Source organism: Streptomyces sp. NPDC005483 (assembly GCF_040606035.1).
Lineage (GTDB): Bacteria > Actinomycetota > Actinomycetes > Streptomycetales > Streptomycetaceae > Streptomyces.
This window is the reverse complement of record NZ_JBEXEA010000009.1, coordinates 256,999-272,302: the sequence shown is the minus strand read 5'-3', so window position 1 is coordinate 272,302 and position 15,304 is coordinate 256,999. Positions and strand designations below refer to the sequence as shown.

13 protein-coding genes are annotated in these 15,304 nt (G+C 70.6%); 6 read left to right on the top strand and 7 right to left on the bottom strand.

Annotation, left to right across the window (positions count from 1 at the left end):
* Positions 1 to 107 precede the first annotated feature (107 nt).
* A complete protein-coding gene (locus ABZT06_RS19750) occupies positions 108 to 1,223 on the top strand; it encodes an acyltransferase (protein ID WP_355742250.1) in 1,116 nt (371 codons plus the stop codon).
* Positions 1,224 to 1,414: 191 nt separating this feature from the next.
* Here ABZT06_RS19750 and ABZT06_RS19745 read toward each other — a convergent pair whose 3' ends face one another.
* Entirely contained in the window at positions 1,415 to 2,062 is a 648-nt protein-coding gene (locus ABZT06_RS19745; RefSeq protein WP_355741991.1) for a TetR/AcrR family transcriptional regulator, read from the bottom strand.
* Positions 2,063 to 2,132: 70 nt separating this feature from the next.
* Here ABZT06_RS19745 and ABZT06_RS19740 point away from each other — a divergent pair, with 70 nt between their 5' ends.
* Entirely contained in the window at positions 2,133 to 3,533 is a 1,401-nt protein-coding gene (locus ABZT06_RS19740; RefSeq protein ID WP_355741988.1) for an FAD-dependent oxidoreductase, read from the top strand.
* Here the strand turns inward: ABZT06_RS19740 and leuE are convergent.
* The gene (gene leuE, locus ABZT06_RS19735) at positions 3,523 to 4,173 is read right to left on the bottom strand and encodes a leucine efflux protein LeuE (protein ID WP_355741985.1); all 651 of its coding nucleotides are present in this window, start codon (positions 4,171 to 4,173) and stop codon (positions 3,523 to 3,525) included. The two genes, ABZT06_RS19740 and leuE, sit on opposite strands and share 11 nt — an antisense overlap.
* A 17-nt stretch (positions 4,174 to 4,190) precedes the next feature.
* A complete protein-coding gene (locus ABZT06_RS19730) occupies positions 4,191 to 5,771 on the bottom strand; it encodes a methylmalonyl-CoA mutase family protein (protein WP_355741982.1) in 1,581 nt (526 codons plus the stop codon).
* Between the two features lie 121 nt (positions 5,772 to 5,892).
* Between ABZT06_RS19730 and ABZT06_RS19725 the strand changes: the two genes are divergently transcribed.
* Positions 5,893 to 6,780, top strand: coding sequence for a L,D-transpeptidase family protein (locus ABZT06_RS19725; protein ID WP_355741980.1), 888 nt, complete (start codon positions 5,893 to 5,895; stop codon positions 6,778 to 6,780).
* A 226-nt stretch (positions 6,781 to 7,006) separates the two neighbouring features.
* Here ABZT06_RS19725 and ABZT06_RS19720 read toward each other — a convergent pair whose 3' ends face one another.
* The 3 genes from ABZT06_RS19720 to ABZT06_RS19710 form a co-directional block, all read right to left on the bottom strand.
* The gene (locus ABZT06_RS19720; RefSeq protein WP_355741977.1) at positions 7,007 to 7,144 is read right to left on the bottom strand and encodes a hypothetical protein; all 138 of its coding nucleotides are present in this window, start codon (positions 7,142 to 7,144) and stop codon (positions 7,007 to 7,009) included.
* A gap of 141 nt (positions 7,145 to 7,285) precedes the next feature.
* Positions 7,286 to 8,332, bottom strand: coding sequence for a hypothetical protein (locus ABZT06_RS19715; RefSeq protein WP_355741974.1), 1,047 nt, complete (start codon positions 8,330 to 8,332; stop codon positions 7,286 to 7,288).
* Positions 8,332 to 8,994: an RNA polymerase sigma factor gene (locus ABZT06_RS19710; RefSeq protein ID WP_355741971.1), complete on the bottom strand. Its 663-nt coding sequence runs from the start codon at positions 8,992 to 8,994 to the stop codon at positions 8,332 to 8,334. The genes ABZT06_RS19715 and ABZT06_RS19710 overlap by 1 nt, the downstream gene beginning before the upstream one ends.
* A gap of 764 nt (positions 8,995 to 9,758) precedes the next feature.
* Here ABZT06_RS19710 and ABZT06_RS19705 point away from each other — a divergent pair.
* The 3 genes from ABZT06_RS19705 (at position 9,759) to ABZT06_RS19695 (ending at position 11,920) form a co-directional block, all read left to right on the top strand.
* Positions 9,759 to 10,277: a hypothetical protein gene (locus ABZT06_RS19705; RefSeq protein WP_355741969.1), complete on the top strand. Its 519-nt coding sequence runs from the start codon at positions 9,759 to 9,761 to the stop codon at positions 10,275 to 10,277.
* Positions 10,278 to 10,486: 209 nt separating this feature from the next.
* Positions 10,487 to 10,999, top strand: a complete 513-nt coding sequence (locus tag ABZT06_RS19700; protein WP_355741966.1) for a hypothetical protein — start codon at positions 10,487 to 10,489, stop codon at positions 10,997 to 10,999.
* Between the two features lie 222 nt (positions 11,000 to 11,221).
* A complete protein-coding gene (locus tag ABZT06_RS19695) occupies positions 11,222 to 11,920 on the top strand; it encodes a tetratricopeptide repeat protein (RefSeq protein ID WP_355741963.1) in 699 nt (232 codons plus the stop codon).
* A 264-nt stretch (positions 11,921 to 12,184) separates the two neighbouring features.
* Here the strand turns inward: ABZT06_RS19695 and ABZT06_RS19690 are convergent, their stop codons facing one another.
* Positions 12,185 to 15,082 (bottom strand): AAA family ATPase, encoded by a 2,898-nt coding sequence (locus ABZT06_RS19690; protein ID WP_355741960.1) that lies wholly within the window; start codon positions 15,080 to 15,082, stop codon positions 12,185 to 12,187.
* Positions 15,083 to 15,304 lie beyond the last annotated feature (222 nt).

The following is a 15,304-nucleotide window of genomic DNA, read 5'->3' as shown; positions in this document are numbered from 1 at the left end:
GGTCCGGCCAGTAAGACATCACCGTGATTCGGACTAACGTGCTGGGGCGCGTCCACAGGAGTGACTTAGGCTCTTCCGAGCTTGCGAAGGGAATATCCGTGACCAGCATGACCGTCCGGCCGGCACCCGACCTGCCCCGGCGGCCGGAAGGGCCACTGCCCGCGCCGCGCCCCCGGGAGACCCGGCTGCGGGCCCTGGACGGACTGCGGCTGGTGGCCGCGCTGATGGTGGCCGCGTATCACTACGGCGGCCGCGGCGGCGAGATCACCCAGTCCTGGGGAAGCTCCGCACAACGCCAGTTCCCGACGCTGCACACCTTTTTCTCCTACGGCTGCCTCGGCGTCCAGGTCTTTTTCGTGATCAGCGGATTCGTGATCTGCATGAGCGGCTGGGGCCGGCCCCTGAAGTCGTTCTTCGCCTCCCGCGCCTCCCGGCTGCTACCCGCCTACTGGGTCGCGGTCCTGCTGGTCACGGCGGTGTTCGCCCTGCCGACGGTCGCCTACAAGGCGCTGTCGCCGAGTGACGTCATGGTGAACATGACGATGCTGCAGATGCCGCTCGGCGTCGACCGGGTGCTCGGCGTCTGCTGGACGCTGTGGGCGGAGGTCCGCTTCTACGTGCTGTTCGCGCTGTGCGTGGTCCTGCCCGGGGCCTCCCGGCGCCGCGTGATCATGTTCTGCGCCGGCTGGACGCTGGCGGCGGCGATCACCCAGGCCGCGCACCAGCCGCTGCTCGACGTGGTGTTCATGCCCGAGTACGCCTCCTTCTTCATCGGCGGTGTCGGCCTCTACCTCGTCCACCGCGACCGGCGTGACGTGTATGCCTGGGGCATCGTGGTGGTCAGCTTCCTGATCGGGCAGCACTACGCGGTCAAGTCGCTGTGGAACGTGTCCGACCCCCACGCCTTCGCCCACCGCACCTCACTGGGCATCGTGCTGGTGGTCGCCTTCGGCTTCGTCGCGGTCGCGGCGATCGCGCTGGGCTGGCTGAACTGGGCCAACTGGCGCTGGCTGACGGTGGCCGGGGCGCTGACGTACCCCTTCTACCTGGTGCACGAACACCTGGGCTGGGTGGTCATCCGCGCCCTGCACCGCAGCCTCGGCGTCCCGGCGTCGGTGACCTTCGCCCTGACGATCGCCGCGATGCTGTCGCTGGCCTGGCTGCTGAACCGGCTCGTCGAGAAGCCGCTGACCCCGCTGGTGCGCGGGGCGCTGCTGCGCTGACCCGGTGTCTCCTCCGGTGCCTTCTCGGCCGGCCTGACGGCTCTCATTGCCCGCTGTGCCGGGGACTGCTTGCGCCGGCTGAATCACGTCAGGCATTTCCCTACCTGGAATGTCCGAATTCTTTTGTCCCGCGAGCAACTGGAAAAGGATCACGCCCACGCCTTCGGAAAAGGCTGACGCTGTTCCCGGGATCACCCGCCGTGCCGCGCCTCGATCCCCGAGATCACCAACTCCAGCCCCTCCTCGTAGTGCCGGTCGAAGTCCTGGAAGATCTCCGCGCCCGCCGCCGCCGACAAGGGGAAGTCGGCCATCAGGCGGGCGCGTTCCGACACGTCGAAGCCTTCTCGGCGCTCGCCGGGCAGGGGCTCCACGCCCTGCTCCTCCGTCACGAAGCCGAGGGTGTAGAGGTACGTCGTCGAGGTGGCCCGGACCGCCTGCGGGAGGGTGAAGCCGGCGGCCGTGAACAGGCGCAGGGTCTCCTCCATCTGCTCGACGTGGACCAGGCCCGTGAAGCGCGAGCCGCTGTAGACCTTGGCGCCGTCGCGGTAGCCGAGCAGCGCCGTGCGCAGGCCGCGGTTGGACTTGAGGAGCCGCTCGCGCCAGGTGTCGGACGGGTCGAGTTCGGTGCCGGCGACCATGCGCCGGAACATCTCCGTCGCCATCTCGTCGAGCAGCGCCTGCTTGTCCTTGAAGTGCCAGTACAGGGCGGGGGCCTTGACGTCGAGTTCCCTGGCGATGGCCCGCAGGGTGAGGCCGTCCAGGCCCACCTCGTTCAGGAGTTTCAGGGCGGTGTCGGCGACCCTGGCGCGGTCGAGGGGCGGGCGTTTCTCCGTACTCACACTTGACAGCTTAACAGCGTTAAGGGCACGCTCGGAGCCGACGGCACTTAACAGCGTTAAGGAGACAGGCGTGAACACGGACGTACTGGTCATCGGCGCAGGGCCCACCGGACTCGCGCTCGGTATCGACCTCGCCCGGCGGGGCGTGGACGCGCTCGTGGTGGAGAAGGCGGACCGGCTCTTCCCGGGCTCCCGCGGCAAGGGCCTGCAGCCGCGCACCATGGAGGTCTTCGACGACCTCGGCGTGCTCGACGCGATCCTCGCGGCCGGCGGGACCTACCCGGTCGGCATGGTCTGGCAGGACGGCGAGCGGGTCGGCGAGCACCGGATGTTCGACCCCGCCGAGCCGACGGAGGACTCGCCGTACAACGCGCCCTGGATGGTGCCGCAGTGGCGCACCCAGGAGGTGCTGTTCGCACGGCTGGAGGAGCTCGGCGGACGGGTGTCCTTCGGCCGGGAGGTCGTCGGGTTCGAACAGAACACCGACGGGGTGACCGTGCGCTTCGCGGCGGGCGCGGACGTCCGCGCCCGGTACGTGGTCGCCGCCGACGGCGGACGCTCGGTGGTTCGCCGGACGCTCGGCATCGGCATGACCGGTGAGACGGTCGATCCGAACCCGCTGCTCGTCGCGGACGTCCGCATCACCGGCCTCGACCGGGACAACTGGCACATGTTCCCGCCCCGCGGCGAGGGCGCCGGCTACCTCTCGATCTGCCCGCTCGCCGGCACGGAGGACTTCCAGGTCGTGGCACAGTTCCCGGAGGGCACGCGGGTGGACCTCTCGCTCGACGCCGTCCGCGCGGTCGTCGCGGCCCGCTCCCACCTGGCCCCCGAGGCGGTGACCGAGGTCCGCTGGGCCTCCGACTTCCGGCCCCGCGCGGCCCTCGCGGACAGCTTCCGCACCGGCCGGGTCTTCCTCGCCGGTGACGCGGCCCACGTCCACTCCCCCGCGGGCGGCCAGGGCCTGAACACCAGCGTCCAGGACGCGTACAACCTCGGCTGGAAGCTGGGCGCGGTGCTGCGGGGCGGTGCCCCGGCCGCACTCCTCGACACCTACGAGGAGGAGCGCCGGCCCATCGCGGCGCAGATGCTCGGCATCTCCACGGGCGTGCACCGGGGAGAGGTCCGCCGCGGTGAGGCGACCCGCCAACTGGGCCTGGGGTACCGGGATTCGTCCCTGACGGAGGAGACCCGTACGGCTCCGGACGGGCTCCGTGCGGGCGACCGCGCCCCCGACGGCAAGCTCGGCGGGACGCGCCTCTTCGACGCGTTCCGGGGCCCGCACTGGACGCTCCTCGCGGTCGGATGCGCGGCACCGGAGCTGCCGGAGCCGGTGCGGGTGGTCACCGGCGAGGAGCAGCCGTCGTACGGGAAGGGGCTGTTCCTGGTGCGGCCGGACGGCTATGTGGGCTGGGCGGGTGAGGACGCCTCGAAGCTGGCGGGCTACGTCGGCCGGGGGATCACGCGCTAGCGAGCGACAGCTTCACCGCGAACCCTAGGAACAGCGCTCCCGCCGCCGACGTCACCCCCGCGGACAACCGCCGCCGGCTTCGGAACGCGGCCGCCAGTCTCGTCCCGCCGAAGATCAGCGCGGTGAGGTAAAGGAAGCTGGCCGCCTGCGCGAACGCCCCGAGGACGACGAAGGACAGCGCCGGGTACGCGTACCCGGGGTCCACGAACTGCACGAAGAAGGCGACGAAGAACAGGATCGCCTTCGGGTTGAACAGGCTGATCACGAGGGCCCTGCGATACGGCCGCTCACCCGGACCCGCGTCGGCTTCCTCCGCGGCGGCCACCGGCGACCGCCGCGACCGCCACAGCCCCCACGCGGCCCGCAGCATCCCCACCGCGAGCCACGTCAGATACCCGGCGCCCGCGTACTTCACGATCCCGAACAGCACGGCGTTGGCCTGGAGCAGCGAGGCCACCCCGGCCGCGGACAGGGTCATCAGCACGGCGTCCCCGCACCACACCCCGGCCGCGGCGGTGTACCCGGTCCGTACTCCCCGCCGCGCGGCGACGGAGACGACGTAGAGCGAGTTGGGGCCGGGCAGCAGGACGATCAGGACAAGGCCCGCCAGATAGGTGGGGAGGTCTACGACACCGAACATGGATACGAGTGTCGCACTCAGAACGCGTCCGAGGGGACATGCGTGCCCCACACCTCGCGCAGGGCGTTGCACACCTCGCCCACCGTCGCCCAGGCCCTCAGCGCGTCCTTCATCGGGTAGAGGACGTTGTCCTCGCCCTGCGCGGCCTTCTTGAGGGCGGCGAGGGCCGAGTCCACCGCGGACCGGTCGCGTTCGGCGCGGAGCCTCGCGAGACGTTCGGCCTGCTGGGCCTCGATGGCGGGGTCGACGCGGAGCGGCTCGTACGGCTCCTCCTCGTCGAGCCGGAAGCGGTTGACGCCCACGACGACCCGCTCGCCGGAGTCGGTCTCCTGGGCGATGCGGTAGGCGTTGTGCTCGATCTCGTTCTTCTGGAAGCCGTGTTCGATGGCGGCGACCGCGCCGCCGAGGTCCTCGACCTTCCGCATCAGGTCCAGCGCGGCCGCCTCCACGTCGTCGGTCATCCTCTCGACCACGTACGAGCCGGCGAACGGGTCGACCGTCGCCGTCACATCGGTCTCGTAGGCCAGCACCTGCTGGGTGCGCAGCGCCAGGCGGGCGGACTTGTCGGTCGGGAGGGCGATGGCCTCGTCGAAGGAGTTGGTGTGCAGGGACTGGGTGCCGCCGAGCACGGCCGCGAGGCCCTGGACGGCGACCCGGACCAGGTTCACCTCCGGCTGCTGGGCCGTCAGCTGCACCCCGGCCGTCTGCGTGTGGAAGCGCAGCATCAGCGACTTCGGGTTCCGCGCGCCGAACTCCTCTCGCATCACCCGCGCCCAAATGCGCCTCGCGGCACGGAACTTGGCGACCTCCTCCAGGATCGTCGTGCGCGCCACGAAGAAGAACGACAGGCGCGGGGCGAAGTCGTCGACGTCCATGCCGGCCGCGACCGCCGTACGGACGTACTCGATGCCGTCGGCGAGCGTGAACGCGATCTCCTGCGCGGGCGAGGCGCCCGCCTCGGCCATGTGGTAGCCGGAGATCGAGATCGTGTTCCACCGGGGGATCTCGGCCTTGCAGTACCTGAAGATGTCGGCGATCAGGCGGAGCGAGGGCTTCGGCGGGAAGATGTACGTGCCCCGCGCGATGTACTCCTTCAGCACGTCGTTCTGGATCGTGCCGGTGAGCCGGTCGGCGCTGACCCCCTGCTCCTCTGCGACCAGTTGGTACAGCAGGAGCAGGAGTGCGGCCGGGGCGTTGATCGTCATCGAGGTGGAGACCTGGTCCAGCGGGATCCCGCCGAACAGCACCCGCATGTCGTCGATCGAGTCGACGGCGACACCGACCTTGCCGACCTCACCGTGCGCGATCGGCGCGTCCGAGTCGTGGCCCATCTGGGTGGGCAGGTCGAAGGCGACCGACAGGCCCGTCGTGCCGTGGGCGATCAGCTGCCGGTAGCGGGCGTTGGACTCCGTCGCCGTGCCGAAACCGGCGTACTGGCGCATGGTCCAGGGGCGGCCGGTGTACATCGACGGGTACACGCCCCGCGTGAAGGGGTACCCGCCGGGCTCGCCGAGCTTCTCCTCGGGGGTCCAGCCCTCAAGGGCCTCGGGGCCGTAGACGGGTTCGATGGGCAGTCCGGACTCCGACTCACGCGTCATGCCCACCACCGTATTGCGGTCTCGGGCGAAGCGCCGCCGGGTCGTTCGCGACCGGCCGTCCGGGGGGAGACATCTCAGGGATGCCGGTGAGACGACAGGGGGCCGGATGCGCACTACGGGCATGGGGAGAGCGTTCGCCGGGCGGAGCGCGGGGAGATCGCTCGCCGCGCTGCTGGTCCTGGCGCTGGCCTGCGGCTGTACGGTGCAGACCGCCGACGGGGACGGCAAGCGGCGTCTGCCGGTGCGGATCGAGGTCCCGAAGCACAGCACAGCGCCGGCGGACGACGACCCGAAGCCGAGTGCGAGTGCTAGTGCCAGTGCTGGTGCTGGTGCTGGTGCTGGTGCTGGTGCGGCACCGTCCGCCGGGGCGGCCGCGCCCGCCGTGCTGTGGTCGCGGGGCGACTCCGGGCGGGACGTACGGGAGTTGCAGGCCCGGCTGCGTCAGGTCGCGTGGCTCTACGACGGGCCGACGGGGTCGTACGACGATCTCACCGAGCGCGCGGTGAAGGGGTTCCAGGGCAAGCGCGGACTGCCGAGGACCGGGAAGACCGACTCGGTCACCTGGAAGCGGCTGAAGGACATGACGCACGAGCCGGGCAAGTGGGAGCTGTACCTGATGGGCGGCCAGCCGGCCGACGCGCCGGACCCGCGCTGTCTGACCGGGCGGGTGCTGTGCATCAGCAAGACGAGCCGGACACTGCGCTGGATGATCGACGGGCGGACGCTCATGACCGTGTCGGTCCGCTTCGGCTCGGTGGGCACACCGACCCGTGAGGGTGTGTTCAGCGTCTACTGGAAGTCACGGCACCATGTGTCGACGCTCTACGACTCCCCGATGCCGTACGCCATGTTCTTCAGCGGCGGCCAGGCAGTGCACTACTCGGCCGACTTCGCCGCCCACGGGTACGCGGGCGGCTCGCACGGCTGCGTCAACGTCCGGGACGAGGGAGCGATCGCGGACCTGTTCACCCAGGTACGGAACGGCGACAAGGTCGTCGTCCACTGGTGAGGCGCGCGAGGAGGAGTTAGGGGCGCGGACGGGACCGGGGGAACGTGTCCCGCCCGCGCCAGGTGCACGAGCCGTAGGTACGGGGGGAACCCCGGCTCTGTGCGACGGCCGATGACCAGTCGGCTCACTCAGTACTGCGCCCCAGCGCCCGAAAACGTCACACCCACCGCCGGGAGATCGAGGCTGGGCGAGAAACCCCAGGTCAGACAGTCGCGGCGGGCACCGGTCAGTCGGCGGCGAGAATCGCGCAGGCCCCCAGCACCGTGGCTCCCACCAAAAGGAGAACGACGACGAGACGGGCGGTCCAGGTGTCCTTCTCCACGGCCAGCTGGATCGTTCGCCAGAATTCGCGTGTCGGTGCCACGAACGGCCTCCCTCAGAGGAACGGATGTCGTGGCCCCTGACCAGTCGGCTCACTCAACGCTGCGTCCGAGCACCCGAAAACGTCACATCTCCCGCGCCCGAAACCGCGGGAGACGAGAAAGCGCAGGTCAGCCTGGCGGGGTCAGAGCGCGCTGTACGACGGGCTCGGCTCCGGGTCCGGTGACATCGTTGCCCGGGTCGTGGCGAGCGGGGCGCCGGAGGCGGTGTCGGAGGTGCCGCCGTCGGGGCCGTGGTGGTTCTTGCGGGGGGACGTGAACCGGCCACCGTGGTGACCGTCCTTGTCGCCCCTGCCGTCGTGGCCGCCGCCCTTGTCGTCGTCCTCGTGGGCACCGGTGTCGTCGCCCTTGCCGTCGCCCTTGCCCTCGTCGGACCTGGCGTCGCCCCGGGTGCCGGCGCCGGCCAGGACACCCTTGCAGTACGTCCACACCGAGGTGCCGCCCGCCGCGCCTTCCAGGGAGTGCTCGCGGGTCGGGTCGAGCTTCTTGCCGGCGCGCATGTCCCGGCAGGCCGAGACGGCCCCGTCCCGGTCGCCGCGGGGCCGTACGCCCAGCCCTTCGGAGCCCGTGCCGGGCGCCGCGCCGGTGCCGCCGCGGGCCGTGTCCCGGGAGCCGGACCCACCGGAGGGGGAGCCCTCGGGCGAGGGCGCGATCTGGGGGGCCGGGGCCGACGGCGAGACGAGCGGGCGGTCCGGGGTGGCGGCTGCTGACACCGACGCCGCGGGTTCCGGTTCGCCGTCCCCGAAGTGCGGCAGGACTCCGATTCCGGCCGCGACGGCCACTCCGCCCACCATCCCGACGGTCAGGACGGCGGCCAGTGCGAGGTGCGCGGGACGCCGTCGCCGGGGACGGCCAGCCTCCGCCTCCGGGGCGCCGATCCGTACGAGACCCGCGTCGCCGGAACCGGCTCCGGGCCGGTGCCGGCCCCGGACGGGCGGGCTCACCCAGTCGTCCGCACGATCGGCGCGCACCTTGCGGAACGCGGCCAGCGCGGCCTCCTCGCCGGGGAGTGCGCCGCTGGTCGGCGCGGGTTCCACGGTCAGCGCGTCGAGCGTTTTCGCGAGCCGTTCGGCCTGGTCGCGGGCGGCCTCGTCGACAGCTTCCAGTGACTCGCCGCGCAGCAACCGCTCCGCTGTCTCGAGGTCCAGCCACCCATAGCTCTCGTCGGCCATCACATGTCCTTCTGCGTCCGCGGACGCATATGCGTCACACTCGCGGACGTCACCGCGCTGTCCTGCGGTTCTCGCTGCGGCGGCAGGGCGTCGAGCACCCCGGCCGATTCCGGATCCTCGCCGAGGAGTTCGGCGAGCCGCTTCAGACCCCGGTGCGCGGCCGTCCGTACCGCGCCGGGACGCTTGCCGAGGGTCTCCGCCGCGGTCTTGGCGTCGAGGCCGACGACCACGCGCAGCACCACGGCCTCGGCCTGGTCCTGGGGCAGCCGGGCGATGAGCGAGAGGGCGGTGCCGGTGGCCAGCGCCTCGATGGCCTCGCCCGCGGTGTCCGACTCGGCGGGCTTCCCGGTCAGCTCGGTCTCGTCGCCCCCGATGGCGGGGCGGCGGCCGCGCATCCTGATGTGGTCGAGGGCGCGGTTGCGGGCTATCCGGGCGGCCCAGCCGCGGAAACGGTCCGCGTCTCCGTCGAACCGGTCCAGGTCACGGGCTATTTGGAGCCATGCCTCGGAGGCCACGTCCTCGGCGTCCGGGTCACCGACCAGCGTCCGGACGTATCCGAGCAGCCGCGGGTGCACCGCGCGGTACACAGTCCGGAACGCGGTCTCGTCCCCGTCCTGTGCCGCAAGCACCGCGGCAGTCAGCTCCGCGTCGTCCCCCAGCACCCGTGAATCCTCAATACCTGGTCGCGATCGATGGTCGCCGCTTCGAGCCGTCGAGGGGTTGTGGTGATCGTTCGAGAGTCGCGTTGATCATTCAACTTCCGCGCCCGGCGCGAAAGGCACGTTACGACCTGAAACCGCTGCTCGTCCATGTCCGTACAAAATGCAACTACCTCGTGATCCGAGGGTGGTCCGGCGGGGTGTGACAGAAACCGCACTCATGACGCTGAAGGAAGTACGGGCCGCCGCGCGGCCCGTGCCGCGCGACGGCCGGGGCCTCTCCTGTGGGGGGTGGCGGCCCCGGCCGTCTCCGCGGTTTACCGGCTCTGACCTGGTCTTTTACGTGGATTCCGTGACCAGCGCGACCAGCGCGTGACCAGCGGGCCGGACACCTCAGGCGATCGTCCCCAGCCCGATGCGCCGAGCTGTCCCGGACGCCGGCTTGCGGGTCCCTCGGCCCGGCGCTTGCCATAGTGGGCCGTCCAGCGCGACCTCGCCCCGCGCAAGGCGGCACGTCCACGGCTGCTACTCGATCGGCGACGACCGCATGTGGAGCGTCGACCGCCGCAGGAAGGGTGCCGCGGCCGGTTCCCGTCCCCGTCCGTCCGCACGTACGTAGAGGATTACGTACTTTCACCGATGGCTTCGGGGCTGCGCTTTGCGATGGTGGTGACGCCATTGGCCGTAGCCGGGCCAGCGCTCAGGGGGGAAACGTGGGGTTGTCCCAGACAGGCACATGCACTCGTGCGGCGAGATGGGGTACGGGCATGGTGCTCGTCCTCGGCTCACTGGCCGGGTGCGGCAGCGGGGACGGGAAGGCGTCCGCCGATGTCGGAGGTACGCCGACATCGGCAGCCGAACCAACGAACGGGCCGGGCGGCTACCGTGCGCCGAACGACCTCTGCCCGAAGGTCGGCTTCGGCCCGCTGTCCGCCGCCGTCGCGCCGACGGACGGGCCGACGAAGGGGCAGGAGACCGGCTCCGATCCGGCGGAGGGCAGCGGCGCCGCCTGCCTACAGGGCTTCAAGTCGGCCGGGGCGAAGGCGGATGGTCGTTCCACTGTCTACTGCACCGCGTGGAAGGACGTGGCCACCGCGATCGGACAGTACAAGCACGTGCTGTCCTCGGCGTCGAAGGAGGCCCAGGGCCCGGTGGTGCAGGTACCGGGGCTTGGCGGCGGGGCCTTCCGCTACGAGAGCGTCGAGGAGGCCGCGGTGTTCCGTAGCGACTCCGGCTGGTGGTCCGGGACAGCAACCTGGAGTGCGACGTCCAGGTGCAGAGCTTGACCCCCTTGACGGATCAGCAGGTCACGGCGGCCTGGCCGGCCATGGCGAAGACCGTCCGGGCGCTGCTGCCCAAGCTGCGTTCCTGAGCGGCGGGCTGACCGGCGAGGTCCACCCGGCCGTCGACGGCCGCGGCTCACCGGCCGGCTCGAAACGCGAATCCTCAACCTCTCTCATTCACATCGCGACTCGGAAAGTTCCAACGAAAGGGTGTGTGGTTCGTGGAAAAAAGGTCAGCGCTGCAGCAAAGCTACGCACTGCTGCTTGGCTGCCTCATCGAGGCAAAGTCCAGCGGTAGCCTCATCACCACGAAATGGCAATACAATAGAATATCGTCACCCGCATTTGTGCGGCCCGAAAGTGGCGACACTTCGGCCACGATGGAATGTCCACGCTGCAAACGAATATTCACCGTCAGAGTGGAAAACCTGAAGAAGGCTACGGTAAAGAGCCGTACCTACACGGTTGTCGGCGCCGTTCTCGCGATGTCACTGCTGGTATGGCTGCCCATGTTGGTTCACTTCGGCAGCCAAACAGTCGACGAGGACGCGGCCTCCTCTGCCATCCTGTCAGTGGGCAGCCTCGTCGCCCTGACGGCCGTCTCACTCTTTGTCGGTCTTCCTCTCTACTTCAGCGGCCGCAAATACTCGGGCATCAAGAAACTGCGCCTCGTAAAACCTGACGGCTCTGTGTCCACGCTGACGAAAGGCCACAAGCTCCCCTAGCCTCGATCTTTCTCGGCCTCGCCGCGACCCTGTGCCGTGACAAGGGGCTGCCCCGCCTCACCACATAGAACACGACCTTTGTCCGGCGGGCCATTCACTTCCCTTCGGATCAATGGAAACGAGATGACGTCTCGAATGCAGCGGATTTCGAATTCATGGCGCTGGCCCTTGGCGGGGGCGGTCCTTGCCGGTGTGGGCGCCCTGTTCGTTCCTGTCGGCGGGATGCTCTGGATTCACCTGCTCGTGGCCCTCTGCGCGGTGGTGGTGCTCGTGCGACTGGCGCATCGTGAGGTCCCGTTCCCGGTGGCCTTGGCGCAGTTGCGCCTCGGCGGCGACGCCCCGGCCGTTCTGCGCGCCCGTGCCCTGTCGGCGGCGGCGGCCTGGCTGGAGCAGGGCAGGCTCGAACTCGCGGCCCAACGGCTGAAGTCGGTCCTGCCGGACCTGACCCGCGTTCTGGGAGCGGGCCATCCCGACACCCTGTCGGCCCGTCTGCTGAGCCTGCAGGTGCGGGGCGAGACGGGTGACCTGCCCGACCGCCTCACTGCGATACGGGAACTGATCGGCGACATCACCCCGGCCCTGGGGCCCGGCCACCCCGACACCCTGGCGGCCCACCACTGCCTCGGCGAGTGGCTCAACGAGGACGGCCGCACCGACGAGGCCGAAGCGGCGTACGAGGATGTCGTCGCCACCGGCACCGAGCATCTGGGCGCCGACCACAACCTCATCCTGATAGCCCGCAGTAGTCTCACCATCCTGCGCTACAACCGCGGCGGCCCCGACAGCGGTGCGGCCGTCGACGACATGGCCACTCTCGTAGTCGACATGGAACGGACCCTCGGCCCCGCCCATCCGACGGCAGCCTCCACCAGGCGACTTCTCACTCAGTGGCAGAACACAGGGGCGGGCAGCGGCGCATAGGGCTTCAATATCCCGAATCCCGAATCCCGAATCCCGAAAACGCGGCGTCAGAGCAGCCCATCCAACTCCATGCACCCCGCCCCATGGACAGTCCTACAGGGATCACCGCACAGGTCACCAAGAACCGACGACGACGTCACCGCGCTGACCGGACTGGTGACACCGCGTCCGACCCGGCGGCCGGCTCGATCTGCCCTGCACCCTGCGGGCCAACCTCGCGCACATCTTCAAGCAAGTGGCTCTGGCTCGCTGCCGCAGCACCGGCTACCGCCTGTCCTGCGTCCGGCGGGCCATCAGTGCCGCCAGCGCGACGCGGGAGGCGACGCCGGTCTTGCGGTAGATCTTGGATATGTGGGTCTCGACCGTACGACGGCTGATGTAGAGCCGGGCGGCGATCTCCTGGCTGGTGTGGCCCTCGGCGACCAGTTCGGCGATCTCCGTTTCCCGCGCGGTCAGCGCGGCGAGCAACTGTTGCGGACCGGTGGCCGCTTCGGTCACGGGCGGCCGTACCACTTCGGCCAGGCCGACCAGCATTCGGGCGCCCCCGGCGGAGGCCAGCTGATGGCCCCTGAGCCAGGCGGCCTCGGCGGACGCGCCGCCGTCGGCGGAGGCCGGAATCGAGGCGGCGAGCAAGGAGGAGTACGCCTCCCAGATCACGGCACCGCACTGGGCGCTGGTCTCGGCGGCGGACGCGAACAGCCCGGCCGCCGCGGTCGTGTCGCCGCGGCTCAGTGAGACATGGCCGGCGCAGCGCATCGCCGCCGAGCGTTGCACGGGCAGTGCGAGCTGCTCCGCATCCTTCCAGGCCCGCTCGGCCCAGGTCCGGGCGGAATCGGCATCACCGGTGGCGAGGGCCGCGACCACCAGGACCTCCAGGAGGACGGGGCGCATCGAGGGCTGCAGCCGATCAACCCCGTTCCCGCCCGCGTGGAGCAGGGCGTCCCGTGCCCGCTGTGGGTCGCCGCTGATGAGGGCCGCGTAGCCGAGCGTGGACCACGCGATCGACGCCCACCAGTTGTCGCCCGGACCGGCCGCGGCCGCGGTGACGGCTTCCTCGGCGGTGGCGAGCGGACGCGGATCGCCGGGTGGGCAGGCCTCCACCAGCACATGGGTCTTGGTCCCGAGGACGAACGCGAGCAATTCTTCGCTGCCGATGCCACGGGCGATGTCCTCGGCCTCCTCCGCAAACTCCAGCGCCGACGGTAGCCGACAGGTCTGGATCCGTACGTGCGCCTTGCACAGGAGCAGGTGGGGCAGGAGGTAGATCTGGCCCGTGCGCCGGGCGATGGCAAGGCCGCGGTCGGTGTGCCGTTCGGCGTCGGCGAAGCGGTTCATGAACGCTTCCGCCCAGCCCAGTCTCCCCAGCGCCTCGCACAGACCGGTCAGGTCGCTGTCGGGCAGCGCGTCCACGATCCCGGCGGCCTGACGGGCGAATCCGCCGGCCGCGGTCATGTCCCCTTCGTACGCCTCTCCCAGAGCGCAGACCGCCAGTGCTCCCGCCTCGGCGACCTCGTCCCCGAGGACGCGGGCCACCGAGAGCGTTCTGGCGATCTCGGCCCGTACGGTCGGATACGAGGTGTGATGCGGTGCGGAGGACCCCAGTTCCATCCCCAGGGCGACCATGGCGGACGGCGAGGGACCCGGGCTCCGGGACAGTTCGCGGCGCAGCAGGGCGACGGCCTCCGCATACCGTCCGAGGTGGCGTTCCATCACGGCGCAGAGCACCACCGCCGACGCCCGCGACCCGGTGTCGGTTGCGGTGTCGGTATCGTCGTGCCGGCCCGCCAGGGCGATCACCTCGTGCAGCAGGTCCCGGCTCTCTCGCAGGCCGCCGCACACGCCCAACGCGCGGGCCCGCAACAGCATCAGATCCCGCCGCCGCGCCCGGTGCTCGGGGGTGTGCGGCAAGTGCCGGAGCACCGCCTCCAGCCAGTGCGCGCAGCTGGCCGGAGCCGTCTGCGCGGCCTGCTCCGCGGCCTCGGTCAGCACGGCGGCGGCCTGCGGGTCCCAGCCGGTCAGCGAGCGCTCCGCGTGGTGCGCCCGCTCGGCCAACGGAGCACCGGTGCGGGCCAGTTCGGCGGCGGCCAGGCGATGGATCCCGGTGCGCACCCAGGGGTCGGTGCTGTCGTGGACGAGGGTCCGCAGCACCGGATGGCGCAGGGTCAACCGGCCCTGGGCACCGGTACGGAGCAGGTCACGCCGGGCCAGGGTGCCCAGATCGGCTTTGAGTTCGGCATCGGTACGGCCGGTGACCAGGGCGAGCATGGAGGGCGTGGCGTGGTCGCCCAGTGCGGTGACCGCCTCGACGACATGGCGTTGCTCCGGCGTCAGCGGTGTCAGCTCGTTCAGGAGCAAGGATCCCAGCCCGGCCGTGGAGAGTCTGCGCATCGGCGCGCCCGCGCGGTGCGCCTGCAGCAGGGTGAGGAAGTACAGCGGATTGCCCTCACTGGCGGCGTAGAGTTCCAAAGCCTCGCCGCGTGGCAGGTCCGGCGTCAGCCCTTCGACGCAATCGTGTTCGGCGAGCGGGCCGAGTCCCATCCGGAGTACGGCTCCGGTGTCGACCCCGCGGGTGAGCGCCGCGTCCAGCGGGACGGGGGTCTGGCGGGCGCGGCGTGCCACAACGACGACAACAGAAGCACCCGCGGGGTGCCGGACGAGATGGTCGAGCAGTTCCAGTGATGCCGGGTCCGCCCAGTGCATGTCGTCGAGCGCCACCAACAGCCCCGAGCCGCCGATCCGGTTCAGCAGTCCGGCCGTTGCCCGGTGAAGCCCGAAGCGGTCGACCTCGCTCCGCCCCGGCGAAGGCCCACCCGCGGCGGCGTACAGCACGGGTGTGACCTCGGCGAGCGCCGGAAAGGCCGCCAACACCCCCGGGTCGAGGTCGGCGACGGCATCGGTGAAGGGCTGGAACGGGATGTGCTGTTCGTACTCCGTCGCCCTGCCCCGTAGCACCGTCATCCCGCGCTGCCCGGCCCGCGAGCAGAGTTCTCTCATCAGCCGGCTCTTGCCGATACCGGCCTCACCGGTGATGTCGACGACGGCCGGCCCGCCGCCTTTCCGCATCCCGTCGAGCACATGGTCGAGCCGCCGGATCTCCGCCGACCGGCTCACCAGCGGAGCGCGGTGCCCGCCGGCCGCATGTTCGCCATACGGCTCAGCCACGTGCCCTCCCAAGAGTCTTGCTGCCTGGGAGATTTCTATCGCACGCCACCGACAGCACCAGACCGAGGAACAGGCGCTGGTGGAACTGCTGGGATCGCTGTACGCGGCGCCGGCCGCTGGGCCGTGGCGAGAACTGGACGCCCGCTTCTCGATGCGCGTTCGCCCGCGATGCCGAGGGCCCTGGCCCGGAGCAGGGGGAGTTCGGCACGGGTGTCAGCGTGG

Bases quoted from the DNA above. Each gene is read 5' to 3' on its own strand.
- ABZT06_RS19750 (WP_355742250.1), top strand. From the start codon at position 108: ATGACCGTCCGGCCGGCACCCGACCTGCCCCGGCGGCCGGAAGGGCCA.
- leuE (WP_355741985.1), bottom strand. From the start codon at position 4,173: ATGTTCGGTGTCGTAGACCTCCCCACCTATCTGGCGGGCCTTGTCCTG.
- ABZT06_RS19730 (WP_355741982.1), bottom strand. From the start codon at position 5,771: ATGACGCGTGAGTCGGAGTCCGGACTGCCCATCGAACCCGTCTACGGC.
- ABZT06_RS19725 (WP_355741980.1), top strand. From the start codon at position 5,893: ATGGGGAGAGCGTTCGCCGGGCGGAGCGCGGGGAGATCGCTCGCCGCG.
- ABZT06_RS19715 (WP_355741974.1), bottom strand. From the start codon at position 8,332: ATGGCCGACGAGAGCTATGGGTGGCTGGACCTCGAGACAGCGGAGCGG.
- ABZT06_RS19705 (WP_355741969.1), top strand. From the start codon at position 9,759: ATGGTGCTCGTCCTCGGCTCACTGGCCGGGTGCGGCAGCGGGGACGGG.
- ABZT06_RS19695 (WP_355741963.1), top strand. From the start codon at position 11,222: ATGCTCTGGATTCACCTGCTCGTGGCCCTCTGCGCGGTGGTGGTGCTC.